Below are 25,580 nucleotides of genomic sequence, written 5' to 3'. Positions count from 1 at the left end.
CCGATCCTAACGACCGGCAGAGCGGCTCGCTAATTAATAAACGTTAAGCTCGCATTGCCGCGGCGAGCGGGAGCGTGACGACGAACTCGGCGCCCCCGCCCGCGAGGTTTGCCACGCGAATCTCACCGGCGTGAAGCCGCGCGATCTCGCGGCAGAGGCTGAGGCCAAGGCCGTTGCCGGGCTGAGTTGTCGAGGTTCCGCGAAAGAAGCGATCGAAAATGCGCGGCAGGTCTGCCGCGGCAATACCGGGGCCGCTATCGGCAAACCGCAGCGTCGCCACGCCGTCATGGCTCGTCAGGGCTATGGCGACCCAGCCGCCTGGCGGGGCGAACTTGAGCGCATTGTCGAGCAGGTTGACGATCAAGCGGCGCAAGTAATCCGCATTGCCGTTGACGATCAAGGCGGTGCCCAGCGCGCTGCGCAATTCGAGTTGTTTGGCTTCAAGCAGGGGCTCGACCGCGTCGATCACTTCCTGCAGCAGCGTGCAGAGATTCAACGGACTGCGCGCCAGTGCGCCGTCATGATCGAGCCGCGCCAACGTGAGCAGCTCGTCGGCCATCCGGCACAAGGCCACGGTTTCGCGCAGCGAGGCGGCCAGCGCGTCGGCGTACTCAGCAGCGGGGCGCGGATGCGCAAGCGCGACTTCGAGTCCGGCGCGCAGCACGGCCAAGGGCGTGCGCAGCTCGTGGGCGGCGTCGGCAGCGAAGCGGCGTTCGGCCTCGGTGGCGCGCGCGACGCGGGCGAGCAGGGAATTGATCGCGTCGGTCAGGCGCGCGACCTCGTCCTCGACGGCGGCGCGCGCCAGGCGGCTCTGCAGATCGCGCGGCTCGATCCGTCCGAGACCGGCGGCGAGCGCGTTGATCGGTTCGAGCGCGCGGCGCGCCAGCCAACTACCGCCGGCGACGCTAAGCGCGAGGATCAGCGGCAGCGCTACGAGCAGATTGCGCCGCAGCCGCGCGATCGAGGCGCGGATCGGACGCGCATCGACGCCGTCGAGCAGAAGGGCGGGCCGCCCGGCGAGCCGCAACGGCATCGCGGCGAAGCGGTAGACACGGTGGCGCCCGTTGACGATCTGGCGCCGCGCCGGGCTAGGCGCCGCCGGCAGATCCGCGCGTGCGTCGCCAGAATCAGCGAGCACCTGGGTTCCGCATGTCAGCCGGACGCGGCGCGCCGGGCCGAGATCGCGCTCGGCGCTGAGCGCGCGCACGATCGTCGCCGCGGTAGCGCCGTCGTTTTGCTGGATCGTTGCGCTCGCGGTGTCGGCCTCTTCGAGCAGCGCGCTGTCGAGCTGTCCCCACTGTTCACGCGCAAACAGGAGCAGCACGGCGGCGCCGGACAGAATCAGAATGACAGCCAGCACGGCGGCCCAGTAGAGCGTCAGGCGCAGCCGGATCGTCATGACTTTGGCCGCGCGTCAGAAACTACGCCGCCCCCCGACTTTGGCCGCGCGCCGGAGACTTCGCCGCCCCCCGGCGGCGGCCGCATCGAATAGCCGACGCCGCGGATCGTAGCGATCAGCGGCTCATCGCCGTCGATGCCGATTTTACTCCGCAGGCGATTGACGAAGACCTCGATCAGATTGGTGAAATCGTTGTAGCCGGGGCCCCAGACGACCTCGGCAATCATGGCGCGGGTGACGGCCTGGCCCGCATTGCGCATCAGAAGTTCCAGCAGGATGGTCTCTTTGGGCGAGAGGTTGAGTTCGCGCGTTCCGCGTCGGGCGCGACGCTTGACCGGATCGAATTCGAGATCGGCGAAGCGCAGCCGCGGCTGCGGCGCCGCGGTTTGACGCCGGATCAGCGCGCGAATCCGCGCCACCAGCTCGGCAAAGGCGAAGGGCTTGGCCAGGTAGTCGTCCGCGCCCGCGTCCAAGCCGCTGACGCGCTCCTCAAGGCTGCTGCGCGCCGTCAAGATTAGCACGGGAATGGCATTGCCGGCCGCGCGCAGACCGCGCAAAAATTCCAAGCCGTCCTTGCCGGGCAGCCGCAGATCGAGAACGATCGCCGAGAACTCGCCGGTCGCGACCGCGCGTTCAGCCGCTTCCGCACTGCCGGCGCTCATCACAGTGAAACCCGCTTCGCCGAGCCCGCGGCACAGATGATTGAGCAGCCGGACCTCGTCTTCGATGACGAGCAGATGGGCCTCGTTCATCCGCGGGTACGCTTTTGAAAGAAGGTTTTCAACGGGGAATCTTGACGCAGCTCGCAGACTCGCCTGCTCGCTCCACTTCGTTCCGCTAGCGTCTGGCTAGCGCACGTACAGGAAGATGCCCTCGTAAATCAGCGCCGGCTTGTCGCCGCCGACCACCTGGACCTGACTTTCGACCGTGAGCTGCGTGCCTTGCGGCTTGGCCTCGACGCCGAGGATCCGCTGGCGGGCGTGGACGCTGGCGCCGGCCGGGACCGGCGAGATGAAGCGCAGCTTGTTGGCGCCGTAGTTGACGACGTTGCGGTAGCCCGCGACCTTCCAGCCATTGTCTATCTCAAAGGCCGGCAACATGCTCAGGGTCAGGAAGCCGTGCGCGACCGGGCCGCCGAACGGACTCTCGCGTTTGGCGCGCTCGAGATCGATGTGAATCCACTGATGGTCGCCGGTGACGTCGGCGAACTGATTGATTTTCTCCTGCGGGACGGCGATCGGTGCGCTCCACGGACCGAATTCCGTGCTGATTTTCTTGCGCAACTGCTCGACGTCATCGAAGCGAATCGTTTCCATCCGAACCTCCTGGCGGGCTGTAGTGATTGGGTAATTTCAACATGGCGCGTGGCCGGCGGTAAAGAAGGGGCGCGTCTTCTGAGCGCGCGCGGAAATTACAAAAGCCCTCGGACGATGCCGAAGAAAAAACCTAGCCGCGAATTTAAGAATCCTGACGCAGCGCGCGCAGACTCCGCTGGCCCCGGTGCTCGCTCCGCGCGGTAGTGCTCCGCTAGCGTTACGCACTCGCGGCGAGGTCTAAGAGGCTGATGGCGGCGCGGCTAATCCAGCGCCTTCAACTCGGCGGCGCGCTTCTGCATATAGCCGTCCTCGACCGCGCCGTACAAGTCGACCGCATAGCGGTCAACGTCCTCGAAGAGATCGAGGTGCAGCGAGCGATAATTGACCGCCTCGATGACACCCTTGCCCGCATCGGTTGGGATCGAGACGTACCAAGGCACGAAATAGGGCAAGGGCCACATCGCCTGATCGCCAGCGGAGCCGATCGCATCGCGAACCGTGAAGGGTCCGAGGAAGGGTAATACCAGGTATGGCCCGGGGCTGATCCCGTAATGACCGAAGGTCAGGCCCAGATCGTTCGGGTTAGGTTTGATGCCAAACCAGCGGTCGGCCGGGTCAAATACTCCGGCGATGCCCAGAGTGGTGTTAATGCCAAAGCGCAGGAGCTCGTCGCCGGCCTGAGGAAAGCGGAGCTGGAAGAGGTTATTGGCGACGCGCGGAATGAAATTGACGTTGTTGAAGAAACGACCCACGCTTTCGCGCACGATCACCGGGGCCACCGCGGCATAACCCTTGGCCACCGGATGGAGGACGTAGTGATCCAGCTTGAGGTTGAACGAGAACATTTTCTCGTTAAACGGCGCCCATGGGTCGCTGTAAACCTGGGTGCTCTCGCCGGGCGGATGCGGCGGTTCCTGATCCTCCGCGAGCGCGGACTGCCGAGCGAAACCGAGAACCATCGCCAGCGCGGCCATCGCCGCAAAACTTCGCTTCACTTCCACTCTTTCCCCTAACCTCCGCGCTAAGCCAGGCGCAATCATAGCGCGCAAAACTTGAGTGTCATCGAAAAAACGTGCGACGGCCGTGCGCCCGGATTACCCGCTCTTCGTCTGATTGAGTTGCTGCTGCTTGGCCTTCAGATCGGCGAGCAGCTTATCGAAGCCATTTTCGTTGATCACGCGATTAAACTGCGTCCGATAGTTGGCGATGATGCTGATGTCATCGACGGTGACATCGTAGACTTTCCATTGTCCGTCTTTTTGTTCGACCAGATAATTTACCGGCACGGGAGCCTTACCCCCCGGCTGGACGATCTGGGAGAAAACCTGAAAATAGCCGTTACCGAGCGAGGTCTGTTTGATAAAATTGACCTGCTGACCGTGGTAGTCGCCGATTTTGCTCCCGTAGGCGGCTTCAATAAAACCGGTGAAAGTTTGCGTGAAGTCGGCGCGCTGGGCAGGATTCAGCGACTTCCAGTGATAGCCGAGCGCCGAGCGCGACATCGCGGCGAAGTCGAACGAAGGTGCGATCAGGTCGCGCAGTTGACTGGCGCGCGTGGCCTGAGGGGTCGCTTGGTCGGCCAAAATCTTGACCGCCTGGTTGACCATCGATTGCACGGCGCTCATGGCGCTGTCGTCGGCGCGCGCAACCGCGCCAGGCGCACTGATCATGGTCAGTACGCCAACGAAGAGGGACGCAAAGACTATGCGGCTTTTGTCTGAAACACCAAACTTCATCACAATCTATTTACTACCCTTCTGCTGACTGCAATCGCAGTTCGCGGCATTTGCGGTCGGGTCAATAGACACACCCGACCCGCTACCTGCCGCAGTTTTAGTATTGTTACCAGCCGGCGACGAACCCGAGCCTGTACCGTTAATCAACTGGCCGATCGCATCTTCCAGGACAAATGCTGACTGAGTATGGCGGATTGTTTCGCCATTAGCCATGGTTTGATCACTTGGGCCGAGCGCAATTGCGATATATTTGTCGCCGATAATTCCGCTGGTCTTTATCGAGGCAATCGCATCGTCATCGATCGCGATACCCTGCTTGATCCGCATCGCAACATGGGCGCGGTTGTCATGAAGTCCGATCGCCGTAACCTTGCCGATGTCGACGCCCGCGAGTTGCACCTGGTCACCGGCCTTGAGGCCCGAAATATTGTCGAAGTTCGCGAAGAGCGTGTAGGTCGGGCCGGCGAACAGTTCGATCCGTCCGAGGCTCATCGAGAGGATGGCGAGGGCGGCAATGCCGACGAGGGCAAAGATGCCAACGATCAACTGAGTGGTGCGGCTGGCGTACATACCGGTTAGCGGCCCGGCGTCGCAATTACCTGCGACAGGGGTCGTTCCTCCTCGCCCGAGGCCTTGCCGGCCAGGAACTTCTGGAAGTTTTCATCCTTTGATACGGTGATCTCGGCAGCCGGACCGTTGAGCGCGATGCGGCCCGCGTGCATATAAGCCACGCGATCGGAAATCTCAAACACCTGCGGTACATCGTGGCTCACCATCACCGCGGTGAGTTTGAATTTGCGCTGGGTTTCGCGCACCAGTTCATGAATCGAGTAGGTGCGGGTCGGGTCGAGGCCGGTGGTCGGTTCGTCGAGCATCAGAATTCGCGGCCGATGAACCAGCGCGCGCGCCAGCGCCGCTCGCTTCTGCATCCCGCCGCTCATCTCGGAAGGAAACTTATGCTCCATCCCTTCGAGTCCGACCTGGGCGATAATCTCATGGACGCGCGCCGCGATCTCGTCGCGGCTCAGATGCGTTTTCTCGACGAGCGGAAAGGCCACGTTATCGAAGACGCTCATCGAATCGAACAGCGCGCCAGCCTGAAACAGCATGCCGAATTTCTCGCGCACCGCGTCGGCAACTCGCGTGCCGGCGCGCGTCACGTCGGTGTTATCGATCGTGATGCTGCCCGAGTCGGGCCGCAACAGGAGATTAAGATGCTTCAGCAGGACAGTCTTACCGCAGCCGCTGGGCCCCACGATCGTCGTAATCTGGCCGCTGGGGCAGTCGAGATTGACGCCATCGAGCACCTGCTGAGCGCCGAAGCGGCGGCGCAGGTTGCGGACGACGATCGCCGCTGTGTTACCATTGTGATCCATTCAGGCTGATCTATTCAGGTCGGTTCAACTGTTTACAGCATTATCGCGGTCAAAAAATAGTCCCAGGCGAGGACCAGTACGCTTGACAGGACGACCGCCTCCGTGGTGGCGCGGCTGACGCCGGTCGCCATGCGGGCGGCGAAATAGCCCTTGTAGCAGCAGACCCACATCACGACGAGGCCGAAGACCAAGGCTTTGACGAGGCCGGTCAGGATGTCGTGCCAGCCCAAATTGTGGGCGATGCCGTTGAAGAACGGGCCGCTCGGGGCGCCCAGGAAAATGACCCCGACCAGCCATCCGCCCCAGATACCAATCACATCGAAGATCACCGTAAGCAAGGGAAAGCTAAGCACCCCCGCGAGTACCCGCGGCGAGACCAGATATTGGATCGGATTGATCGCCATGACAGTCAGCGCATCGATCTGCTCAGTCGCTTGCATCGCGCCGATTTCGGCCGCCATCGCGGAGCCGGCGCGCGCCGCGATCATCAAGGCGGCCAGCACTGGTCCGAGTTCGCGGACCAGCACCAGCGCGACGACGGTGCCCAGGGCGCCCTCCGAGCCGAAGCGGCGCAGCGTGTTATAGCCTTGCAGGCCCAAGACCATGCCGGTGAACAGGCCGATCAGCGCAACGAGAAAGAACGAGTCCGCGCCGATTGCGCGAATCTGCCGGATCAACAATCGCGGCTTGTAGGGCGGCACGATTATGTGGGCGAGCGCGGCGCCAAGGAAGAGCACAAAGAGTCCCAGGCGCGAGACCCCGTCGAGGATTGCGGCGCCAAGCCGCTGGATTCGTTGAAGCATAGTGTCTGCAGCCCGCGCCGAGTGGTCAGCCGTGGAGCAGGCCCAAGCGGTCAAGGTTGCGAAAAGTATGGGTCATGGTGGGCGTTCGCGCGAACTCAATTAAGTCGGCGGGAAGGTCGAGGTCAAGCGCCGGACGGGAGATTCGCACGACCTGACAGGAAATCGCGCGCTCACGGCAGTCCTCGCGATGACGCACCAGGCTGAGCCGCCCGAACTGGGTGGCAATGACGTCGGGCGGCGTCCGCACTATCATGTTGGTGCCCGAGCAGTCGCGCGACGGAATCAGCACGACTTGTGCAGCGGGATCAACGGTGAGAGCGGTATCGATGTCGGCGCCGGTCGTCAATGGAATATCCGATAGGACGGTGCAGATCGTGGTTGCGCCGGCGTCCCTCAATGCCGTCGTCGCTATCCGCACCGCGACGTTGAGTCCGCGCGGGAATTCCTCGTCGACCACGAGCGTTCCGGCCGCTCGCGCATAACCAATCAAGCGGATATCCGAGGTCACAACCGCGACACGGTCAGCCAGCCGCGCGCTCAGCGCCGCGGCGAGAACGTCGCGGAACATCGCCTCGGCGAGCGTCGCCCGCTCGAGGTTCGAGGGTAAGGCCGGCGCCAGCCGCGATTTCGCGAGCGCCAGTTGTTTGGCTGCGACAAGAACAACCCGCACGCTGCCTCTTATAACGCACCGTGCCGGTCGCGCCAACCGTAAACGCGCGGCGTTTCTTTGACACTCGTGATGTTCATGGCACGATATGAGTGCGAGCGCTCGCCGCGCAAACTGGAAGGCGGGGCTCGAGCACCGTCGGGATAATCGGAGCCACTACCATGCGAATCGAGCGGAATCTGCTGCCAGGCGTCGCAATGCGGATAATATTTGTTGCGTTTTTATTCTTCATAGTCAGCGGATGCGCGCATAAGACGGTCGATGACTATCTGCACGACGGTGATCAGGCAATGGCTAATGGGCAAGTGGCTAATGCTGAAACTGACTATCAATCGGCGATAAACGCCGCGCCGCAGGATGCGCGGCCTCATCTGGCGCTCGGAAACCTTTACGCCTTCGAGCATAAGCTCGGTCAGGCCCAACCTGAATACATGAAGGCGCTGGAGCTCGATCCCAAAAACGCGGCGGCCCACGCCGGTTTGGGCGACGCTTACGCAGACGAGCAGACCAGTCTGGCGGAGGCGCAGTATCGCGCCGCGGTCGCGCTCGATCCGGCAGCCGTGAGTTATCGCCTCAAGCTGGGCGCGCTCCTGCAGAGGCGCAACAAGCCTAGAGAGGCCGAAGCCCAGTTCCTGACTGCAATCGGTCTCGAGCCGAAAAATGCTCATGCCCATCTGGCTCTCGGCAACCTGCTCAGCGCCGATACTAGTCGTCAGGACGAGGCGCAGGCCGAGTATGCGCAGGTTAAGGCGCTCGATCCGAGCCTGATGACCGCGGCGCCGGTGGTAACGGCGCCGCCGACGGTTCCGACTCCTGCGACGACCGGTACGGTCGCATCAACGCCGCCGCCAAAACTGCGCCCTCTCAACCGGAAATTCCTGCTGACTCACGATTCACCGGTCTACCAGGCGCCGGACAGCAGCGCGCAAGTGGTTGCCCAAGTCCATCATCGCAAGCTGGTTCACGTAACCGGCATCGCGGGCGGCTGGCTGCGGATTCAGTTGAGGAGCGGCATAGTAGGATACATTCCGGCGACTGCGGCCGAGTAGCCGATAGCCGGCATTGCACGGCTTAGTCTTCGACAATCCTGATCGAATCGCCGACCGCGGTAAGGCTGCGCGATGCTGCGCCGGGCGCCAGCTCGAGCGCCTGGCGCGCCGCGAAAACGATTGGCGAAAGACGCCACGGCTTGAGCTCGCGGCTGATCCGCACGACGCGACCGGCGCGGTCGAGGAACACGATATCGATCGCGAAGCGCATGAAGAACATGTGCATCAGCATAAAGGGTTCGAAGCGGCTGCGGACGAAGAGCAGTCCCTCGTCCGGTGCGATACTTATCCGCCCTAGCAAGCCGCGGGCGCGGCCGCCAGTTCCGTCGGCGACGTCGAGCCGCGCGCAGAGGACGGTGCCTCGGGTCTGATTGACTGCCCGCATCATCCGGATAGTCGCTCCTGGCGCTCCCCGATTTTTCGCCGCGGGGGTAAATCAATCAAGCGGGTTGAATCAGGACAATTGGATCGGGCTGTCTCCCAAACCCATCGTTGTAATAGAATCGCGTAATGGGTTACGTCCCACTTTTCTTCGACGTCACTGCGCAGCCCTGCGTCGTGATCGGTGGCGATAGTTTGGCCGAGCATCGCGTACGGACGCTGCTCGAGGCCGCGGCCGATGTAACGGTGATCAGCGCCGAGGTGACCGCGGGACTGACGAGCCTCGCGGCGAACCAGCAGATCCGCCATCGCCGGCGCGCGTTCACGTCGGGCGATCTGCGCGGTTTCGTGCTCGCCTGGTGCTACGAAACGGATTTCGACCTGGGGCGCGCTATAGCGCTCGAAGCCCGAGCTCTGAGCATCCCGCTGAATGTTGCCGATCGTACCGCACTGTGCACTTTTATTGCGCCTGCCGTAGTCAAGCGCGGCGCGTTGCAGATCGCGATTTCGACCGGCGGGGCGAGTCCGGCTTTGGCCAAGATGCTGCGCCAGGAGCTCGAGCAGTCTTTCGGCGTGGAATACGCGACGCTGCTGACAATCCTGGCTCAGACCCGCGCCCGACTCCGCGAATGCGAACCGGACTTAGCCCGACGAGCGCAGCTCTCGAACACCCTCGTGCGGGAATTGCGCAACGCGATCACGCGGGGCGACTATGCCGCGCTGGACGATATCCTGATGCGCCATCTTGGGGCCACCCTCGCCGGCCTCGGCCTTGATGCGAGGTTGTCCGATCCGCTGCACTATCAAGTTACGCCGGCCGTCGAAGCCAAATGAATCCTCTCGTGCTCCTGCCGGCGCTGATCTGTTACCTGGCGGCGGCCACCGGTTTTATTCTCGATCGTGAGGGGCGCGATCGCCGATGGACACGGATCGCGCTCGGCGCCTTTGCGGTCGGGATCGTGGCGCAGGCGGCAGTGCTGATCGGGAGCGCGACGGAAGCCGGCAATATGCCGGTCACCAACCTGGTGCAATCGATTGATTTTCTATCGTGGCTGACCGCGCTTGCCGGTTTGATCCTGATCCTGCGGTTTCGGATGGCGGTGATTGGCGCTTTCGTCGCGCCACTAGTGCTGGTCGCGACGACGATCGCCGTCGCGACGATGAGCCGGCAGAACCTGCGCATTCCTGCAGCGCTGCGCAGCGCCTGGCTGCCGATTCACGTGACGCTCGCCTTCGCCGGCTTCGCCCTCTTTCTGCTAGCCGCCAGCGTGAGCCTGGTTTACCTCATCTTCGAGCATCGGCTGAAGGCCAAACGGCCATTGGCGCCGGACGACGAGCGCGCGCCAAGCCTCGAAAAGCTCGACCGCGTTAATTACCGTCTGCTGATTTGGGGCTTTCTGATGCTCAGCTTGGCGATCGTGACCGGCGCCATCTGGGCCGACTCCACCTGGGGCCATTTTTGGTCATGGGAGCCGCAGGAGTCGTGGTCGCTGGTGATCTGGTTGATGTATGCGGCGTTGCTCGAATCGCGGCTGACCGCTGGATGGCGTGGGCGGCGTGTCGCGGCCTTGACCATTGTGGTTTTCACCCTGTTGATTGGGTCGTTCGTCGGGATACAGCTTGTGACTCCGGGCAAGCACGGCGGGAGCTTCGGCTAGGATGGGCCGGGCAATCTTCGTGGTCGGCGTCAACCATCGCACGGCCGCGGTCGCGGTGCGCGAACGCCTCGCCTATGCCGACGCTGAGATCGTGCCGGCGCTGGGGCGTTTACGCGAGCAGCTCCCGCCGATCGCTGAAGCGGCCCTGCTCTCGACCTGCAACCGCGTCGAACTGATCGCGCTCGCCCACGGCGAGCCGCCGAGCGCCGGGCAAATCGCCGCATTCCTCGCCGCCGATCGCGGCCTTGCCGCCGAGCGCTTCGCGCCGATGCTCTATCACTTCACTGGCCGCGACGCCGTCCGCCATCTGTTCCGCGTCAGCGCCAGCCTCGATTCGATGGTGGTCGGGGAGCCGCAGATTCTCGGCCAACTCAAAGCGGTCTACGCCGAAGCGGTGGCCGCGGGCGCCACCGGCCTGGTGCTCCATCGCGCGTTCCATCGCGCCTTTGCGGTCGGCAAGCAGGTCCGCAAGGCAACGCTGATCGGGCACGGCGCGGTCTCAGTCAGCTCGGCCGCGGTCACGCTCGCGGCGAAGATTTTTGATAGCCTGCGCGACAAGACCGTGATGCTGATCGGGGCCGGGCGGGTCGCCGAACTGGCCGCGCGCAACCTGCGGCGCGCGGGGATCAAGTCGCTGCTCATCACGAGCCGCACCTTTGAGCACGCGGCGGCCCTGGCCGGCGAGCTCGGCGGCACCGCCGTCCCCTTTGACGAGTTCAAGTCGTGGCTCAAGCTCGCGGATATTGTGATTGCTTCACTGGCGGTGGCCAACCCGGTGCTGGAACGATCCGAGGTGGAGGCGATCATCAAGGAGCGCCGCTATCGTCCGATGTTCCTGATCGATCTGGGCGTGCCGCGTAATTTTGATGAACGGATCAATCTGCTCGCCGACGTTTATCTCTACGATATCGACGATTTGGGCGCGGTCGCCGCGCGCTCGCTCGAGGACCGCGCACGAGAGGCGGAAAAGGCGGCAGAACTGGTCGAGCTCGAAGCCGACGCCTTCATGCGCTGGCTCGGCGCGCTCGAACTGGTGCCCGCGATCAAGCAGATCAGGTCGAGTATCGAGCAGTTGCGCGACGACGAACTCGAGCGCAATGAGGGTTGGCTCGCGGCGCTGCCGGCCGGCGAGCGCGAGCGCGTCGAAGCGATGACGCGCGGGCTGGTCAACAAGCTGCTCCATCGCGTGCTCTCGGCGTTGCGCGACGAAAGCGCGGGCGCCGCGGCGCAGTTGCATGCCGCAGAACTCGCGCGCCGCCTGCTCTGTCAGCAGGCCGAATCGAGCGCGATCGCGAGTGAGATTGCCGACGACAAGAGTGAGGATTCATGACGCCACTGCGCATCGGCTCGCGGCCCAGTTCGCTGGCTCTGGCGCAGGCCGCGATTGTCCAGCATCAGCTCGAAGCTCTACTGCCCGGCCTTGCGGTCGAAGTGGTGCAGATCAGCACCAGCGGCGACCGGATGGCGACTGCATCGCTCGCGCAGGTCGGCGGCAAGGGGCTCTTCATTCGTGAACTCGAGCAAGCGCTGAGCGCAAAGACGATCGATCTCGCTGTGCATTCGATGAAAGATCTGCCCGCGGTGCTGGCCCCGGCCTATCGGATCGCTGCGGTGCCTGCGCGCGGGGATCCGCGAGACGCTTTGCTCACGCGTGACGGCATGGGATGGGACGCGCTCGCGCCGGGCGCGCGCCTCGGCACGGCGTCGGCGCGCCGGCGGCTCGAGGCGCTGCGGCTGCGTCCTAACCTGGAGATCCTCCCTCTGCGCGGTAACGTCGATACACGGCTGCGCCGATTAGCGGCTGGCGACTTCGACGCGATTATCCTCGCGATGGCCGGGCTTAAGCGACTGAACCGGATCGATGGTGTCAGCGCCGTCGAGCTCGACGAAAGGGACTTCGTGCCGTCCGCAGGCCAGGGCGCGCTCGCGATCGAAAGCCTCGCGGAGTTCGGCGCTGGCGGATCGAACGGGATTGGGCAGGCGATCGCCTACCTGAACGATCCTTGCGCCGCGGCCGAAGTCGCCGCCGAACGCGCTTTTCTGGCTAAGATCGGCGCGTCATGCGTCTCGCCGGTCGGCGTCAAAGGCACGCTAACCGGCGATCACCTCGCGCTCCGCGCGCTGCTTTTCAGCCTCGACGGCGCGCATAGTCTCTCCGGCGAAAGCGAGCAACGACGCGCCGCCGATCCTGCAGCCCTCGGCGAGGAGCTCGGCGCCCGCCTGCTCGCGCGCGGGGCCGGCGCGCTGATACAGGGCTCGACGTGAGAGCGCCGCAGCCGCTGCGCTGACGAATTTTTCTTCGGCACTATGCTGCGCTGCACGAAAGTCAAGGATGGAACGTCCTGACAGTTGCGTTGACGCGACTTTGAGAATGATTAAGCATTGATTGTCCCCTCGCATCGCGGCGAGGCCGAAGAGTAAAAGCTTGAACGCTGCGTTACCACTGCTCGAAAAAGTTTCACGCGCGACCGTGGGTATTCATGTGCAGGTCCCGCATACCCATCCATCGGTCGCGATCGGATTGGGGACTGATCGGCGCGGCACTGGCGCTCTGGTCAGCGCCGACGGCCTGATCATCACAGTCAATTACATGATCATGGGCGCGCAGGACGTCATCGTGACCTTCGCGAATGGCGAGCAGGCGCCCGGCCGCGTCATCGCGCGCGACTTCACCACCAGCCTGGGCCTGGTGAAAATCGACGGCACCCGCCTGCCCCATCTGGAAGTGGTGTCGTCGCAGCTCGCGGCGCTAGGCGATGAGATCCTGATCGTTTCGAGCATCGGCGGCGAGAAACGCTGCGCCGACGTCGGTCACATCACCTATCTGGGACCCTTTGACGCGGCTTGGGAATTCGTGCTCGAACGCTGCGTCTGCGTGACTGCGTCGGCGCTCAATATCGGACTGAGCGGCGGCCCGATCGTGAACACCAAGGGCCAGTTGCTCGCGGTCTGCTATCTGAATTTCGCCGAGTTGGTCCGGCCAATCCTGGGCATCCCGGGCGAATGCTTTCTTTCGGGCCGCGACGAGCTGGTGCGCCATGGCCATCGGGTCAGCACGCCACAGCGGTTATGGCTGGGGGTGCTTTCCTACACGCTGCGCGAGCACGTCGTGATCGCGGGCGTGATGCCGGGCAGCCCGGGCGAAAAAGCAGGGTTGCGGCAGGGTGACCTGGTATTGAGCGCCGACGGGAGCGAGATTCGCGAGCGCAAGGCGCTGTACGAGGCGATCAATCGCCATCGCCCCGGCGAGAGCGTCGTGCTGAAGATCATGCGCGACAACCAGGTGCGGGATTTTGCGATCGCGGCGATCGTCGTGGACGATTATCTCGGCTAGCGTTTTTCGACCGCTCGGGCAGCGTCAGCGTGACCTTTTCCCGAGTTGGCGGCGCGATCGGGGTTCAGAGCTAGCGCGAAATCGTTACATACCGTCCTGAATCGCGACATCTCCGCCTAACAAGTGAAAGCGTGGACAACTGCGGACCGGCATCGGCCTTGCTTGTATGCCATACTAGAGTTGTCGGACGCTATGAACCTCAGCATCAAGCGTAACAGGCACGAACCTGAAGCCGGTGAACTAACTAACGCTGAACGTGAAATTTTGCACGGCAGCGAGTCCGGACCCCTCGAACCTCACGATCCCGACATACCGCCGCAAGTGGTGGCGGCGCGCAAAAGCGCCGCACTCGAGTTCGAGTGGTCGATCACACTGGTGAGCACGGGCGCGGTCATCATCGTGCTCTTTCAGGTAACTTCGCTACTGCTCGCGCTGTACTGGAGTGCTCCGCTAACGCCAGTGGTCTGGCTGCTGCACGGTTTTTGTATCGCGAGTGGCGCAGCAGGTTTTGCGGGTCTGCACGCGAAGCGCGGCTGGGTCGAACGGTTTTGGCCGTTGATCGCGTTTGCGATGTGCACGACTGTCGTCCTCGGCATGACTGCGCTCGCGCTGGTCTCGGGTCAGTCGTTAGAACTTTATCTGGGGCTGCTGCTCTTCGCGATCGGCAGCGGGGCGCTGGTGCCGTGGCGGGCGCGCTGGCAACTAATGTTCAGCGGCGTGATCCTCGCAAGTTATCTCATTGGCTCGCGCGACGGCGCAGACTATCCCGGCACGATCAGATGGCTCAGCCTGATTAGTGCGGTCGCGTTGGGGCAGTGTGCGACGGTGATCGGCGAGCGCTTCCGCGCCGCCCAGCGCCGTCAGGTCCTGCGTCTGCAGATGAGCGAGGCGCGGCTGCATCAGGAGATTTCCGAGCATCGCGCGACCGAGATCAGCCTTCGGGAAAAAGAGGCTACGCTGCGGTGCTTGTTCGATTCGGTTGACGAGGGGATTTCGATCCGGCGGCTGAGCGACGGCGTGTTCCTCGAAGCCAATCCTGCGTGCACGATGTTTGGCCTGAAGCCCGCCGAGCTGCTGGGCCAATCGGCTCATGTGCTCGACCTGTGGAGGAATTATACGGATCGCGACGAGAACCTCGAACGCTTCCGCCGCGGCGAGCCGATGCACAACGTCGAACTCGATTATCGGCTGCCTGACGGGCGCGTGCTGCAGACCCTGTCCTCAAGCTCGGTGGTGGAAATCAACGGGGAGCGATGCGCGATTTTCGTCGCGCACGACATCACCGGGCTCAAGCAAACCGAACGCGATCTGATTGCCGCGCGCGAGGAGGCGCTGGCGGCTTCGCGCGCGAAGTCCGAGTTCCTGTCGAGCATGTCGCACGAAATCCGCACGCCGATGAACGCGATTCTCGGCATGGCGGAGCTCCTGGCGGAGACCCCGCTGGACGGCCAACAGCAGAAATTCCTCGAGGTCATGCGCAATAACGGCAACGCGCTGTTGACCCTGATCAACGACATCCTCGATCTGGCCAAGGTGGAAAGCGGGCGGCTCAGCCTGGAGCAGATGAGTTTTGAGCCCGAGCAGGTGCTCGACAAAATCGGCGAGACGCTAGCGGTGCGCGCGCACGCCAAAGGGCTCGAATTGACGCTGCGGATCGCGCCGGACCTGCCGACCCATCTGATTGGCGATCCGCTGCGGCTGCGGCAGGTGCTGGTCAATCTGATCGGCAATGCGATCAAGTTCACCGAGCGCGGCGAAATCAACGTGACGCTCGAAAACGCCGATCGGCGGGGCGCGCTCCATTTTGCCGTGCGCGACACCGGTATCGGAATCGCTGCAGACAAGGTGCCGACGCTGTTCGCCAACTTCGCGCAGGCGGATTCTTCGACCGCGCGGCGTTATGGCGGCAGCGGACTCGGTCTCGCGATCGTCAAGCGGCTGGTCGAACTGATGGGCGGGCAGGTGTGGGTCGAGAGCGCCGTCGGCGCGGGCAGCACGTTTCACTTCATTGCACAATTCGAGGTCTCGCAAGCCCGTCCGCCCACCGCTGTGCGCGATCCGCGATTGGTGGGTCTGCGGACCATCATCGTTGACGATAATGAAGCCAATCGGATGCTCTTACGCGAGATGCTCTTTGCGCGCGGCGCCTTAATCGGAGAGGCGGCGAGCGGCGCGGCGGCGCTCGAAGATATCGCTGCGGCGCGGCGCAACGGCCGTCCTTACCAACTGGTCCTGCTCGACTGCCGGATGCCTGGAATGGACGGCTTTGCGGTGGCGCGGGAACTCAAGCGGCGGCACGACGGTGAGATGACGGTGCTGATGCTGACCTCGGACGACCTCGCGCTGCAAGTGGAAAGCGCCCGCGCGCTCGGGCTCAATGCCTACCTGGTTAAGCCGGTGCGGCGCGCGGAGCTCTTCGACGCTATCGCGCAGGCGATGGACAACCAAGCCGCACCTGCCTATCGCCGCGGCGCGGCCACGGCCATCGCGGCGCCCGCGGTGCAGCCGCATTGGCGCGTCCTGTTGGTCGAGGACTCGCCCGATAATCGGCTGCTGATTCGCGCCTATCTCAGACATCAGCCGCATCTGATCGATGAGGCGGAAGATGGCGAGGTCGGCGTCCGCAAATTTGCGCAAGGCGCATACGACATTGTGTTGATGGACCTGCAGATGCCGGTGGTCGATGGCTTCGAGGCGATGCGCCGGATACGCGCGTTCGAGCAGGCGCAGGGCGCGGCGCGGACGCCGATTATCGCGCTCACGGCCTCAGCCCTCAATGACGACGTCCGCCGCTGTATCGAAGCTGGGGCCGACACCCATGTCGCCAAGCCGGTCAGGAAAGCGGTATTGCTTGAGGCAATCCGCGGCGCGATCGGCCATCATGGCGCCGAGACCACCACTTCGATCGTTGCCGCGGGCTAGGCGCCCGGCCATACGAATGCGAGTGCGCTCGCGCGCCCTCCGAGCTGGAAACGGCTGATTAGCGAGCCCTCATTCGATGCCGTAGCGGCGGCGCTTGCGCCACAACGTGGTGACATTGATGCCGAGCGTGGCCGCGGCTTCTTCGAGTGTGGCGCTTTGCGCGAGCACCCTCGCGATGTGCTGGCGCTCAAGGTCTTCGAGGCTGTTGGTTGACGCCGCGGCCGCGGGCGGCTCTGTAGTGGCGCGGAAAAGCGCGTCGGGCAGGTCGTCACTTCCGATCGTGTCGCTGCGACAGAGCACGGCTGCCCGCTCGAGCGCGTTGCGCAGCTCGCGGATATTGCCCGGCCAACTGTAATTCCGGATCGCTTCTACCGCAGCGTCGGTCAGGCTCATCGGCGCGCGGCGATTGCGCAGGCTCGCAGCCCGCAGGATCCACTCCGCCAGCGCGATGATGTCTTCGCGGCGCTCGCGCAGGCGCGGCACGCGCAGCGCGATGACGTTAAGGCGGTAGAAGAGATCCTCGCGGAAGCGATGCGCCGCGAGCTCGGCTTCGAGGTCGCGGTTTGACGCCGCGACAATGCGCGCGTCGACGCGCAGCGTGCGCTCGCCGCCGACCCGTTCAAAATTCTGATCCTGCAAGAAGCGCAAAAACTTGCTCTGCAGGACCGCCGGCAAATCGGCGATTTCGTCGAGGAAGACCGTGCCGCCGTCCGCCGCTTCGAGCCGTCCGGGCTTGTCCTTCATCGCGCCGGTGAAGGCGCCGCGCATATGGCCGAAGAGCTCGCTCTCGAGGAGTTGCTCCGAGAGAGTCGTGCAGGTGACGACGACGAACGGATGCGTGCGCCGCGCGCTCCAGTCGTGAATCTGGCGCGCCAGCACGTTCTTGCCGGTGCCGCTGTCGCCGGTCAGGAGGATGGTGGCGTCGCTCGCCGCGGCCTGCCGCGCAGTTTGCAGCAATTCGATCATCGCCGGGCTGTGCGACTTGAGCAACGGCAACTCCTCGAGCGCGCCGCGCAGGCGGCGGTTTTCCTCGCGCAGCCCGCGCAACTCGAGCGCGCGCTCGACCACGTGCTGCACCTGATCCAGCGAGAACGGCTTGGTCAAATAATCGAAGGCACCGGCCTTCATCGCGGTCACCGCATTTTCGACGGTGCCATACGCCGTCATCAGAATCACCGAGGTCTCCGGCGCCTGGCGCTTGATCTGCTGGAGCAGCTCGAGCCCGTTGAGCTCGGCCATGCGATAGTCGGTCAGGACGACATCGAAGGGCGGCCCGTTGGCCAAAAGCTGTACAGCGCGCTCGCCGCTTTCGGCCCCCTGAACTTCGTGCCCGCAGCCGGCGAAGAAGGTGACCAGGCGGGCGCGGATAGTCTTTTCATCATCCACGATCAGGAGGGTTGCCATGCCGCCTCCGACCCTGCGGGCAGCTCGACGGTAAAGCAGGCGCCGTTACCCAACTCACTATCGACGAAGATGCGGCCGCCATGGGCCTCGACGATCTCCTTGGCGATCGCCAGGCCGAGTCCGGCGGCGCCGGGCGCCACGCCATTGACGTTCCATTGGGCGAAGCGCTCGAAGAGATGCGCGCGCACCTCGGCGGCGATCCCGGGGCCACTATCGCGCACTTGCAATTGCACCACCTGCGCCAGCGAGCGTGAGGATACCGCGATCGTGCCGCCTGCGGGCGTGTAGCGCAGCGCATTGGCGACCAGGTTCGAGATCACCCATGACAGTTTAACCGGATCGGCGCGAATCGGCGGCGTCGAGCGATCGAAGTCGGTTTCGAAGCGGAGCGGCTTCTGTTCGGCCTGCAGCGTAAAAGTCCGCGTCACGGCCTCGAGCAACTGCGTGAGATCAATTTCAGCACTTTGCAGCGTGATTGCTGCGCCGGCGCCGCGCGCGAGGTCGAGCAGCTCGTTGGCCATCGTGCTCATGCGCGCGATATCCTGACGGATTGTCCCCACCATCTCGCGCTGTTCCGCGTTCAACCCGTTACTGCGTTCGAGCAGTTCTGCTGACAACGCGAGCGACGTCAGCGGGGTCTTGAGCTCGTGCGAAAGCGTCGCGACGAGGTTGGTGCGTGCGCGGTCCTTGTCGCGCAGGTAGGTGATGTCCTGGAGAATCAGAATCGTGCCGAACGACTGGCCGCCTTCCTGACGCAACGGCACCGGTTTCAAAACGTAGGTGTGATTGCGTCCGCGCACGTGCAGGTCGACTTCGACCCGTGGCACCTCCGCGGCCTGCCGCGCCATCCCGCGCAGCGCCGCGCGCACGCGCAGGTAATGCGGATGATTGCTGTTGAGATCGTCGAACTGGCTGCCCAGGGCCTCGTCGCGCCCGACCCCGAGGATGATGCCGCCGATCTCATTGATGTGCGTGACGATGCCGTTCGCGTCGATCAAAACGATGCCGTCCTCGATGCTCTCGAGGATCGCCTCGGTTTTGCCCTTCTCATAAATCAAGCGGTCCACGTTGAGCTTCTCGAATTGTTCGAGACGTTCCGCCATCTTGTTGAATTCGGAGGCGACGGCCTCGAGTTCGGCCAGCGGCTGCGGACCCAAGCGCAGGGCCGGGCCGCGCAGGCTGAAGCTGCGCAGATGCTCCGAGAGCTCCGCCAGCGGCTTTGCAATGCTCCAGGCGAGGGTACCGGAGAGCGCCGCGCCGAGCACCAGCAGTACCACGAGTGCGATCGCGAATTCGAAGGCGAGCCGATCACTCATGCGAATGGTGCGGCTGTCGGCACGGAACATCGCGGACTGATTCATCTCAATCAGCGCATCGATGCGCTGATGCAGGCGGTCGAATTCCTTGGGAGCGGGCACCCGACCTTTATCGAGCGCGTCGAAGATGCGTGCGCCGCCGCGCTGGATCTCATGCGCGAGGGCGTCCTCGCCGACCTCCGTGATATCGCCCAGCTCGACGTTGATCCAATAAATAAAGGTCGCGCGGCTCGACGGCAGCACTGCCGGCAAGGTCCCGCGCAGTTGCGCCACTTCGACCGCGCTCAGCGCCGCGTGCATATGCTGCGCGGCCTCGATACTGATGTAATTGCGATAGAGGGTGGCGCGAATCGAGCCGCCGAGCTTATGCACCGTCGGCACGGCGAAGGCCCCGATGGTCAGGGTCAGCACGAGCATCGCCAGCGTGCCGTTCCGAATCCGCGCGCTTAATCGGGGCGGTCTCATCCTCGCTTCCTCTTGGTCTCCTGGCCGACCAGTTCGATGTCAAAATCGCCCGCCGCGGCGATAATCCGATCGGCAATCGAACGGCGCAGCAAGCGGTTCAGCAGGGTGGGATGGGTGCGGCCGACGATGATGTGGCTGATTTTGTGCTCATGTGCGAAATCAATCGTGGCCTTGACGACATCGGCGGATTTCAGCCAGACGGTCTCGGCGCCCAGATCGGCGGCCAGGCTGATATTGTCGAGCAGTGCGCGAAAGTCGGCGGTGCTGATTTTCTGCACCGACTCCGCCGGGGTCTCGACATGGACCGCATACCACTCGGCATTCATGCGCGCCGCAGTGCGCGCGGCCTTGCGCAAGAGCTCCTCGCTGCCCTCGGGATTCGATGACAGGCAGACCATGAGGCGCTCGGTGACGGCGGTGCGGCGGCCCCCGTCGCGTTTGAGCAGTTCGAGTTCCTCGCGCTGACGCCCCTGATCGCGCGCGACCTCACGCAATGCCAGCTCGCGCAGGGCGGCGAGGTTGCTTGGTTTGAAAAAGTTCTTGAGCGCGTTCTCGACCCGTTCCGGCGGATATATCTTGCCTTCGCGAAGGCGTTGGCGCAGCTCATCCACCGGCACATCGACGGTTACGATCTGGTCGGCGCGCTGCAAAAAAGCGTCCGGGATGGTTTCCCGAATCTCGACCCCGGTGATTTGCCGGACCATCTGATTGAGGCTCTCGATGTGCTGGACGTTGAACGCTGTGATCACATTAATGCCGGCGGCGAGCAGAGCCTCGGCGTCCTGGAAGCGCTTGGCGTGACGCGAACCGCTGACATTGGTATGCGCCAGCTCGTCGACGATCGCGAATTCGGGTGCGCGCGCAATGATGGCGTCGAGGTCCATCTCCTCGAGGTTCACGCCGCGATAGGGGACCTTGCGCAGCGGGACGATTTCGAGGTCGCCGATCTGCGCGATGGTTCCAGCGCGGCCATGGGTCTCGATGAAGCCGAGGACTACATCGTGGCCGCGCTCACGCAACTGATGCGCCTCTTCGAGCATGCGGTAGGTTTTGCCGACGCCGGCGGCGCCGCCGAGATAGATTTTCAGCCGCCCCTTCTTTGATTGCGCGACGAGGTCAAGGAAGGCTTCCGGATCTTTGCGCTCGTCGCCGTTCATCGGCGGGGTAAAGCTTGGCTGCCGGCTCGGATCAATTCCGCCCCGCGCCGCTCGGTGGCGATCCCGGCGTCAGGCGCTCGAGCGCGAGGTTGAGGGCCAAGACGTTGACGCCCGGCTCGCCGAGGATTCCCGCCCAGCGTCCCCGCGTGTGATCCGCGACGAGCTTCCGCACCGCGGCCTCATCCAGCCCGCGCGCCTTGGCCACCCGTTCAACCTGAAGATCGGCGGCGGCGGGACTGATCTCGAAATCGAGCCCGCTGCCGGAAGCAGTTACCAGATCGATCGGCACTTGGGCCGCGGTAACGCCCGGATTGTTCTCGGTCACAGCCTTCAGCCGCTGCCGCACCGCGTCGATGAGCGCCTTGTTGGTCGGACCCAGGTTCGAGCCGCTCGAATTCGAGGCGTCGTAACCCTTGGCGCCGGCCGCCGAAGGACGGCTTTGAAAGTAGCGCGGCGCGCTGAAATTCTGCCCGATCAACGCTGAACCGACGATTTTGCCGTTGCGGCTCAGCAGGCTACCCTGAGCCTGATAGGGGAATACCAGATTGGCTATGCCGGCCATCGCGACGGGATAGATTATACCCGTAAGCACGGTCAGCACTAACGTCATCTTGAGCGCAGTCCAGAGGCGCATAACCTAATTCTCCTTAGGCCAGATGGAGCGCGGCGATCGCGAGATCGATAACCTTAATCCCGATGAACGGGACGATCACTCCGCCCATCCCGTAGATCAGCAGATTGCGCGTCAGAATCGAGGCTGCACCAACTGGGCGGTACTTCACTCCGCGCAGCGCCAGCGGAATCAGCGCCACGATAATCAGCGCGTTGAAAATTACTGCGGAGAGGATCGCGCTCTGCGGCGTCGCCAGATGCATGATGTTGAGCGACTGCAACTCGGGATAGCCGATGACGAACATGGCGGGAATAATCGCGAAGTATTTGGCGACGTCATTGGCGATGGAGAAAGTAGTCAACGCGCCGCGGGTGATCAGGAGTTGCTTGCCGATCTCGACGACCTCCATAATTTTGGTCGGATTCGAATCCAAATCGATCATATTGCCGGCTTCGCGCGCCGCCTGCGTGCCGGCGTTCATGGCGATGCCTACGTCGGCCTGCGCGAGCGCGGGTGCATCGTTGGTGCCGTCGCCGATCATCGCGACCAGCTTGCCGTCCGCCTGCTCGTCGCGAATCAGCTTGAGCTTGGTTTCGGGCGTGGCCTCGGCGCGGAAGTCGTCGACGCCGGCCTCGCGCGCGATCGCGGCGGCGGTCAACGGATTGTCGCCGGTGATCATCACGGTCCGCATACCCATCGCGCGCAGCCGGGCGAAGCGCTCCTTGATGCCCTCTTTGATGATGTCCTTCAAATGGATCACGCCGAGCACGCGCGCGCTGTCGGCGACCACCAGCGGCGTGCCGCCGCCCTTGGCGATACGCTCGACAATCTCGGCGAGCTCTTCCGGCACCAGGCCGTGATTGTCTTGGACGAACCTGGTGATTTGCGCGGCGGCACCCTTGCGAATTTTGCGCCCCCCGATATCGACGCCGCTCATGCGGGTCTGCGCCGAAAACGCGATGAATTCCGCGCCGGCGTCCGCCAGCTCGCGGCCGCGCAGATTATATTCGCGCTTGGCCAGCACCACGATCGAGCGCCCTTCTGGGGTCTCGTCGGCCAGCGACGCGAGCTGCGCCGCGTCGGCGAGGTCAGCCGCGCTCAAACCGCCGACGGGAAGAAACTCGGTGGCCATCCGATCACCCAGGGTAATCGTGCCGGTCTTGTCGAGCAGCAAGGTATCGACGTCACCGGCGGCCTCGACCGCGCGGCCGGACATCGCGAGTACGTTGTGCTGCACCAGCCGGTCCATGCCGGCGATCCCGATCGCCGAGAGCAGGCCGCCGATCGTGGTTGGAATCAGACAGACCAGCAAGGCCACCAGCATCGGCAGCGTCAAGGTCGTGCCGCCGAAAAGCGCGAACGGATAGAGGCTCACGCAGACCAGCATGAAGATGATCGTCAGGCCGGCGAGCAGGATGCTCAGTGCAATCTCGTTGGGGGTTTTTTGCCGCGCCGCGCCCTCGACAAGCGCGATCATGCGATCGAGAAAGGTCTCGCCCGGATTGGCGGTGACCCGTACCTTGATCCAGTCCGAGATGACGGTGGTGCCGCCGGTGACCGCGCTGCGATCGCCGCCGCTCTCGCGAATTACCGGGGCCGACTCGCCGGTGATCGCCGCCTCGTTGACCGCGGCGACGCCCTCGATGACCTCGCCGTCACCGGGGATCACTTCGCCCGCCTTGACCAGGACGACATCGTCGCGCCGCAGCGAGGGCGCCGGCACTATGATTTCACGGTCGTCTTTGATCTGCCGCGCCTGAGTTTCCGTACGGGTTTTGCGCAGGTTGTCGGCTTGGGCTTTGCCGCGCCCCTCCGCCATCGCCTCGGCGAAGTTGGCGAATCCGACGGTAAACCACAGCCACAGCGCGATTTGCAGCTCGAAGAGCGCGAGCGTGTTGCGTCCCATGAAAAAATCGCGCGCCAGGATAAAGGTCACGGCGAGCGCCGTAACTTCGACCACGAACATCACCGGGTTGCGCGCCTGGATGCGCGGATCGAACTTGCGGATGGAGTCCCGCATCGCGCCGCGAACGATTTCGCCTTGCCACAGCGGGGTTGCCTTGCGATCAGCCATTTCAGCTCAGTCCTCTTGCCTAGTAGAGCGGGTTAGAAATTCCTTGAAAAAACCAGAACTCACCGAGCTCAGAAACCGGTGCCGGCTTCGCTGACGCGAAGCTGTCCGAGGTCCTTCGACTGCGTTCGCGTCGCTCACTTCGCTCAGGATGACACAGGAGGTTGTGCAGAGGTTTCCTAGTAGAGCTTGCCGGCGCGCATCACGAGATGCTCGACGATTGGTCCGAGCGCGTCGGCAGGAAAAAACGTCAGCGCGGCGACAATCAGAATGACGCCGACCAGCAGCACCACGAAGATCGCGCCATTGGTGGGAAAGGTTCCGGCGCTCGGCGGCACGGTTTTTTTGACCACCAACGATCCGGCCAGCGCCAGCGCGGGCACTTTCATCATGAAGCGGCCGAAGAGCATCACCACCGCGAGCGTCACGTTGTAGAACGGTGCGTTCGCGTTGAGTCCGCCGAAGGCCGAGCCGTTGTTCGCCGAGGCCTCAGTGAAGGCATAGAGAATCTGCGAAAAGCCGTGCGGGCCGGGATTCGAAATGCCGGCGAGTCCGGGCTTGATAACTACTGCGATCGCAGCCGGCAAGAGAATTACTGTCGGAAAAATCAGGATGAAGAGCATCGCGAGTTTCATCTCGCGTCCCTCGATTTTCTTGCCGAGATATTCCGGCGTGCGACCGACCATCAGGCCCGCGATGAAAACTGCGAGCACGGCCATGATCAGCATCCCATAGAGCCCCGAGCCGACGCCGCCAAAGATGATTTCGCCGATCTGCATATCGATCAGCGGAATCAGGCCACCGAGCGGCGTGAAGCTGTCATGCATCGCATTGACCGCGCCGCATGACGTATCGGTCGTGATGGTCGCCCAGAGCGCTGAATTGACGATGCCGAAGCGGGTCTCCTTACCTTCCATGTTGCCGCCGCTTTGCGTCGCGCTGGCGGCCTGATGTATGCCCATCGCGGCGAATTGCGGATTGCCGTGCTGCTCGCTGCGAATGGCGACCGCGGCGCCCATCAGGAACAGAAGCGCCATCGCGCCGAACAACGCCCAGCCCTGACGGCGGTCGCCGGCCATCTGGCCGAAGGTGTGAGTGAGGCCGGCGCTGATCGCTAAGATCGCAAGCATCTCGAGCAAGTTGGTCAGCGGCGTCGGATTCTCGTACGGATGGGCCGAGTTGGCGTTAAAAAAGCCGCCGCCGTTGGTGCCGAGCTCCTTGATCACTTCCTGTGACGCGACGGGACCTTGCGCAATTACCTGCTCGGCCCCTTCAACGGTTTTCACGTGCGTGTAGGAGCTGAAGTTGTCCGGCACGCCCTGCCATACGAGCACCAGCGTGCCGAGGAGACTGATCGGCAGCAGCACCCACAGGGTCGCGCGCACGAGATCGACCCAGAAATTCCCGATCGTCTTACTGCTGCGGCGCACGAAGCCGCGGATAACCGCGATCGCGACGGCGATACCCGCGGCGGCCGAGACGAAGTTGTGAAAGGCGAGCCCGGCCATTTGCGTGAAGTAGCTCATGGTCGATTCGCCACCGTAGGCCTGCCAGTTGGTATTGGTCGTGAAGCTCGCTGCGGTGTTGAAAGCGAGGTCCGGCGCGACCGCCCCTAACCCGGCGGGATTCAACGGGAGAAATTGCTGCAACCGTTCCATCGCGTAGAGCAGAATCATGCCAGCCGCGCTGAACAGCAGCATCGCGACCGCATACTCGACCCAAGTCTGCTCGGTCGCGGGCTGCACACTGCACAGTCGACAGATCAAGCGCTCGACCGGCCTCAGCACGGGATCGAGCAGCGTCCGTTCGCCCGCAAAAACTCGCGCCATGTAGAGTCCCAACGGCACGCTGATCACAGTCACGAGAACGAAAAATAGTCCAACTTGAATGATGGCGTTTAGCATCGACGGCTC

At 63.6% G+C, this 25,580-nt stretch carries 23 protein-coding genes; 7 read left to right on the top strand and 16 right to left on the bottom strand.

Translation table 11 applies throughout. From position 1 onward, the window contains the following. Positions 1 to 43 precede the first annotated feature (43 nt). From VKS22_08475 to cofC, 9 genes are all read right to left on the bottom strand, one after another. Positions 44 to 1,399, bottom strand: coding sequence for an ATP-binding protein (locus tag VKS22_08475; protein HLW70645.1), 1,356 nt, complete (start codon positions 1,397 to 1,399; stop codon positions 44 to 46). After that, positions 1,396 to 2,151, bottom strand: a complete 756-nt coding sequence (locus VKS22_08470; protein ID HLW70644.1) for a response regulator transcription factor — start codon at positions 2,149 to 2,151, stop codon at positions 1,396 to 1,398. The genes VKS22_08475 and VKS22_08470 overlap by 4 nt, the downstream gene beginning before the upstream one ends. Before the next feature lie 96 nt (positions 2,152 to 2,247). Further along, entirely contained in the window at positions 2,248 to 2,715 is a 468-nt protein-coding gene (locus VKS22_08465) for a MaoC family dehydratase (protein ID HLW70643.1), read from the bottom strand. A 260-nt stretch (positions 2,716 to 2,975) separates the two neighbouring features. Next, a complete protein-coding gene (locus tag VKS22_08460) occupies positions 2,976 to 3,710 on the bottom strand; it encodes a VacJ family lipoprotein (GenBank protein ID HLW70642.1) in 735 nt (244 codons plus the stop codon). Between the two features lie 99 nt (positions 3,711 to 3,809). Continuing rightward, on the bottom strand, positions 3,810 to 4,451 hold the full coding sequence (locus tag VKS22_08455; protein HLW70641.1) for an ABC transporter substrate-binding protein: 642 nt from the start codon (positions 4,449 to 4,451) through the stop codon (positions 3,810 to 3,812). Positions 4,452 to 4,457: 6 nt separating this feature from the next. Continuing rightward, positions 4,458 to 5,021 carry an outer membrane lipid asymmetry maintenance protein MlaD gene (gene mlaD / locus VKS22_08450; GenBank protein ID HLW70640.1) on the bottom strand — a complete coding sequence of 188 codons (564 nt, stop codon included), beginning with the start codon at positions 5,019 to 5,021 and terminating at the stop codon, positions 4,458 to 4,460. Positions 5,022 to 5,026: 5 nt separating this feature from the next. Then, on the bottom strand, positions 5,027 to 5,827 hold the full coding sequence (locus tag VKS22_08445) for an ATP-binding cassette domain-containing protein (GenBank protein ID HLW70639.1): 801 nt from the start codon (positions 5,825 to 5,827) through the stop codon (positions 5,027 to 5,029). Positions 5,828 to 5,859: 32 nt separating this feature from the next. Further along, on the bottom strand, positions 5,860 to 6,630 hold the full coding sequence (locus VKS22_08440; GenBank protein HLW70638.1) for an MlaE family lipid ABC transporter permease subunit: 771 nt from the start codon (positions 6,628 to 6,630) through the stop codon (positions 5,860 to 5,862). Positions 6,631 to 6,655: 25 nt separating this feature from the next. Continuing rightward, positions 6,656 to 7,300 (bottom strand): 2-phospho-L-lactate guanylyltransferase, encoded by a 645-nt coding sequence (gene cofC / locus VKS22_08435; GenBank protein ID HLW70637.1) that lies wholly within the window; start codon positions 7,298 to 7,300, stop codon positions 6,656 to 6,658. 158 nt (positions 7,301 to 7,458) lie between these two features. Here cofC and VKS22_08430 point away from each other — a divergent pair, with 158 nt between their 5' ends. Next, positions 7,459 to 8,346 (top strand): tetratricopeptide repeat protein, encoded by an 888-nt coding sequence (locus VKS22_08430; GenBank protein ID HLW70636.1) that lies wholly within the window; start codon positions 7,459 to 7,461, stop codon positions 8,344 to 8,346. Between the two features lie 22 nt (positions 8,347 to 8,368). Here the strand turns inward: VKS22_08430 and VKS22_08425 are convergent, their stop codons facing one another. Beyond that, a complete protein-coding gene (locus VKS22_08425; GenBank protein ID HLW70635.1) occupies positions 8,369 to 8,734 on the bottom strand; it encodes a DUF192 domain-containing protein in 366 nt (121 codons plus the stop codon). Positions 8,735 to 8,856: 122 nt separating this feature from the next. On the opposite strand from VKS22_08425, the gene VKS22_08420 reads away from it, so the two are divergent. The 6 genes from VKS22_08420 to VKS22_08395 all read left to right on the top strand — a co-directional run bounded on the left by VKS22_08420 (position 8,857) and on the right by VKS22_08395 (position 16,641). Continuing rightward, positions 8,857 to 9,561 carry a bifunctional precorrin-2 dehydrogenase/sirohydrochlorin ferrochelatase gene (locus VKS22_08420; GenBank protein HLW70634.1) on the top strand — a complete coding sequence of 235 codons (705 nt, stop codon included), beginning with the start codon at positions 8,857 to 8,859 and terminating at the stop codon, positions 9,559 to 9,561. Next, a complete protein-coding gene (gene ccsB, locus VKS22_08415; protein HLW70633.1) occupies positions 9,558 to 10,385 on the top strand; it encodes a c-type cytochrome biogenesis protein CcsB in 828 nt (275 codons plus the stop codon). The genes VKS22_08420 and ccsB overlap by 4 nt, the downstream gene beginning before the upstream one ends. 1 nt (position 10,386) lies before the next feature. Continuing rightward, on the top strand, positions 10,387 to 11,715 hold the full coding sequence (gene hemA / locus VKS22_08410; GenBank protein ID HLW70632.1) for a glutamyl-tRNA reductase: 1,329 nt from the start codon (positions 10,387 to 10,389) through the stop codon (positions 11,713 to 11,715). Next, complete coding sequence (hemC, locus tag VKS22_08405; GenBank protein ID HLW70631.1) at positions 11,712 to 12,650, top strand: hydroxymethylbilane synthase; 939 nt, start codon at positions 11,712 to 11,714, stop codon at positions 12,648 to 12,650. The genes hemA and hemC overlap by 4 nt, the downstream gene beginning before the upstream one ends. Before the next feature lie 160 nt (positions 12,651 to 12,810). Next, positions 12,811 to 13,719 (top strand): S1C family serine protease, encoded by a 909-nt coding sequence (locus VKS22_08400; protein ID HLW70630.1) that lies wholly within the window; start codon positions 12,811 to 12,813, stop codon positions 13,717 to 13,719. A gap of 192 nt (positions 13,720 to 13,911) precedes the next feature. Beyond that, positions 13,912 to 16,641: a response regulator gene (locus VKS22_08395; GenBank protein ID HLW70629.1), complete on the top strand. Its 2,730-nt coding sequence runs from the start codon at positions 13,912 to 13,914 to the stop codon at positions 16,639 to 16,641. Between the two features lie 69 nt (positions 16,642 to 16,710). Here VKS22_08395 and VKS22_08390 read toward each other — a convergent pair whose 3' ends face one another. The 6 genes from VKS22_08390 to kdpA form a co-directional block, all read right to left on the bottom strand. Beyond that, complete coding sequence (locus tag VKS22_08390; protein ID HLW70628.1) at positions 16,711 to 18,045, bottom strand: sigma-54 dependent transcriptional regulator; 1,335 nt, start codon at positions 18,043 to 18,045, stop codon at positions 16,711 to 16,713. Further along, positions 18,030 to 19,826, bottom strand: a complete 1,797-nt coding sequence (locus VKS22_08385; GenBank protein ID HLW70627.1) for an ATP-binding protein — start codon at positions 19,824 to 19,826, stop codon at positions 18,030 to 18,032. The genes VKS22_08390 and VKS22_08385 overlap by 16 nt, the downstream gene beginning before the upstream one ends. After that, positions 19,823 to 20,983, bottom strand: coding sequence for a universal stress protein (locus tag VKS22_08380; GenBank protein HLW70626.1), 1,161 nt, complete (start codon positions 20,981 to 20,983; stop codon positions 19,823 to 19,825). Before VKS22_08380 ends, VKS22_08385 begins: the two co-directional genes overlap by 4 nt. Positions 20,984 to 21,014: 31 nt before the next feature. After that, the gene (gene kdpC, locus VKS22_08375) at positions 21,015 to 21,617 is read right to left on the bottom strand and encodes a potassium-transporting ATPase subunit KdpC (protein HLW70625.1); all 603 of its coding nucleotides are present in this window, start codon (positions 21,615 to 21,617) and stop codon (positions 21,015 to 21,017) included. Between the two features lie 13 nt (positions 21,618 to 21,630). Then, a complete protein-coding gene (gene kdpB / locus VKS22_08370; protein HLW70624.1) occupies positions 21,631 to 23,670 on the bottom strand; it encodes a potassium-transporting ATPase subunit KdpB in 2,040 nt (679 codons plus the stop codon). 176 nt (positions 23,671 to 23,846) lie between these two features. Next, a complete protein-coding gene (kdpA, locus tag VKS22_08365) occupies positions 23,847 to 25,571 on the bottom strand; it encodes a potassium-transporting ATPase subunit KdpA (GenBank protein ID HLW70623.1) in 1,725 nt (574 codons plus the stop codon). Positions 25,572 to 25,580: the final 9 nt, after the last annotated feature.

It is taken from the genome of Candidatus Binataceae bacterium (genome assembly GCA_035308025.1).
In the GTDB taxonomy this organism is placed as follows: domain Bacteria; phylum Desulfobacterota; class Binatia; order Binatales; family Binataceae; genus JAJPHI01.
The sequence above is the reverse complement of the archived record's forward strand: the minus strand, read 5'-3'. Positions and strand labels throughout refer to the sequence as shown.

Bases quoted from the DNA above. Each gene is read 5' to 3' on its own strand.
- VKS22_08455 (HLW70641.1), bottom strand. From the start codon at position 4,451: ATGAAGTTTGGTGTTTCAGACAAAAGCCGCATAGTCTTTGCGTCCCTC.
- VKS22_08425 (HLW70635.1), bottom strand. From the start codon at position 8,734: ATGATGCGGGCAGTCAATCAGACCCGAGGCACCGTCCTCTGCGCGCGG.
- kdpA (HLW70623.1), bottom strand. From the start codon at position 25,571: ATGCTAAACGCCATCATTCAAGTTGGACTATTTTTCGTTCTCGTGACT.
- hemC (HLW70631.1), top strand. From the start codon at position 11,712: ATGACGCCACTGCGCATCGGCTCGCGGCCCAGTTCGCTGGCTCTGGCG.
- VKS22_08385 (HLW70627.1), bottom strand. From the start codon at position 19,826: ATGAGACCGCCCCGATTAAGCGCGCGGATTCGGAACGGCACGCTGGCG.
- VKS22_08395 (HLW70629.1), top strand. From the start codon at position 13,912: ATGAACCTCAGCATCAAGCGTAACAGGCACGAACCTGAAGCCGGTGAA.
- VKS22_08465 (HLW70643.1), bottom strand. From the start codon at position 2,715: ATGGAAACGATTCGCTTCGATGACGTCGAGCAGTTGCGCAAGAAAATC.
- VKS22_08430 (HLW70636.1), top strand. From the start codon at position 7,459: ATGCGAATCGAGCGGAATCTGCTGCCAGGCGTCGCAATGCGGATAATA.
- VKS22_08440 (HLW70638.1), bottom strand. From the start codon at position 6,630: ATGCTTCAACGAATCCAGCGGCTTGGCGCCGCAATCCTCGACGGGGTC.
- VKS22_08390 (HLW70628.1), bottom strand. From the start codon at position 18,045: ATGGCAACCCTCCTGATCGTGGATGATGAAAAGACTATCCGCGCCCGC.
- VKS22_08420 (HLW70634.1), top strand. From the start codon at position 8,857: ATGGGTTACGTCCCACTTTTCTTCGACGTCACTGCGCAGCCCTGCGTC.
- kdpC (HLW70625.1), bottom strand. From the start codon at position 21,617: ATGCGCCTCTGGACTGCGCTCAAGATGACGTTAGTGCTGACCGTGCTT.
- mlaD (HLW70640.1), bottom strand. From the start codon at position 5,021: ATGTACGCCAGCCGCACCACTCAGTTGATCGTTGGCATCTTTGCCCTC.
- ccsB (HLW70633.1), top strand. From the start codon at position 9,558: ATGAATCCTCTCGTGCTCCTGCCGGCGCTGATCTGTTACCTGGCGGCG.
- hemA (HLW70632.1), top strand. From the start codon at position 10,387: ATGGGCCGGGCAATCTTCGTGGTCGGCGTCAACCATCGCACGGCCGCG.
- VKS22_08475 (HLW70645.1), bottom strand. From the start codon at position 1,399: ATGACGATCCGGCTGCGCCTGACGCTCTACTGGGCCGCCGTGCTGGCT.
- VKS22_08445 (HLW70639.1), bottom strand. From the start codon at position 5,827: ATGGATCACAATGGTAACACAGCGGCGATCGTCGTCCGCAACCTGCGC.
- VKS22_08380 (HLW70626.1), bottom strand. From the start codon at position 20,983: ATGAACGGCGACGAGCGCAAAGATCCGGAAGCCTTCCTTGACCTCGTC.
- VKS22_08470 (HLW70644.1), bottom strand. From the start codon at position 2,151: ATGAACGAGGCCCATCTGCTCGTCATCGAAGACGAGGTCCGGCTGCTC.
- kdpB (HLW70624.1), bottom strand. From the start codon at position 23,670: ATGGCTGATCGCAAGGCAACCCCGCTGTGGCAAGGCGAAATCGTTCGC.